Raw genomic sequence first — 881 nt, forward strand, 5'->3', positions numbered from 1 at the left:
GTTAGCAAAAGCTAGATAGTTTTGTAGAGCATTGTCACTATATGCATATGTTGCATATAGATTCGGTACAAATCCTACAGCTTTTTCTAGGTTTTCGTAAATTGCTTGATTTTCTGCGCTTACTTCTGATTTTGTTGGGACGTTAAAGGTACTCATGATTTATATTTTTATAATGTTATACGTTATTTCTATTCGGATGTCCTTAGAAACACTTTGTTGTTGTTTTCTTTTGACAGTACAAAGATGGGTTATAAATCAGGGGTATAACATGTTGTTTTTTCCTTATGGCTTACATATTTTTCCCAAAAGGATAAAATGTTATGATAATGCCAATTAAAATGTAATTGGCATTACTAGACAGCGATCTACAATTAAAATATACCATGTGCACAAAAAAAGAAAGCCTTTGACACGGAGGGTGCAAAGGCTTTCAAAACAAATCAAATAATAACTAAATTCTTAAAAATTTATCTAACTTCTATATGCTGTTGTTTTTTGGGGTTCTATAATGCTGGTGCTGCAGGAAAATCTACAGGTACCTGTGTGGTGTTATGGATATAGTTAGAGATTGTTTTTTCTCCAACCAAAACGATGGCATCAATCAAATTCTCTTTGGTCCATCCTGCCTCAAAGAAATTGGCTACGATTGCATCATCTGTTGCACCTCGGTTTTCTGTTGCGTTTTTGGCTAATTTAGCGAGTGCATCAAGCTTTGGATCAAAACTGGCGCTCCCTGCTCGTAATTCTAGTATTTGTTCTGATGAGTATCCGTTTGAACCAGCGACAGCCGTATGGGCAGCTAGGCAGTATTTGCAACCATTTACTTCACTAACGGCAAGATTTACTACCTCTTTTTCTTTTGCTTTCAAGGATGTTTTTGC

General features: G+C 35.8%; 1 protein-coding gene. It reads right to left on the reverse strand.

Annotated elements, in window-relative coordinates; translation table 11 throughout:
• Nucleotides 1–503: 503 nt before the first annotated feature.
• A partial coding sequence (locus SM447_RS29215; RefSeq protein ID WP_474576094.1) for a carboxymuconolactone decarboxylase family protein occupies nt 504–881 on the reverse strand: 378 nt, incomplete at its 5' end.

The sequence above is a fragment of the Micromonospora aridisoli genome (assembly GCF_056150025.1).